Source organism: Mesorhizobium sp. M4B.F.Ca.ET.214.01.1.1 (genome assembly GCF_004791545.1).
Lineage (GTDB): Bacteria > Pseudomonadota > Alphaproteobacteria > Rhizobiales > Rhizobiaceae > Mesorhizobium > Mesorhizobium abyssinicae.
Window position 1 is genome coordinate 1 of record NZ_SRUX01000317.1, and the last position, 279, is coordinate 279.

Here is a 279-nt window from a genome sequence, read left to right on the forward strand (position 1 = left end):
CTCTCCATGACCAAGCGTTTGAGCCTGCTCGACTGCGGAATTGCTTTCGGCATTGTGCACGTACTGGGGGGCGAGTTCGGACGTCCACGGCACGAAGCGGCTACCCGCGATTGAAAACGTATTACACAAACTGATCTGATCGCCGCTGCCGGGGGGCTCGTGGGGCAGGGATTCGCCGACCCGGACGGCAGTGTCATCGGGGGAGCGAGCGCCGGCGGGGGCACCGTGCTTGCCGCGGCCCTCATGGGGCCAGATTTGTTCCGCGCCGTGCTTGCCGAG

The 279-nt window shown here is 65.2% G+C and carries 1 protein-coding gene; it reads left to right on the forward strand.

Translation table 11 applies throughout. The annotated features are described in order from the left end of the window. Positions 1 to 135: 135 nt before the first annotated feature. Positions 136 to 279 (forward strand): prolyl oligopeptidase family serine peptidase (locus EN857_RS36080; RefSeq protein WP_281036060.1); only part of this gene is annotated, 144 nt, incomplete at its 3' end.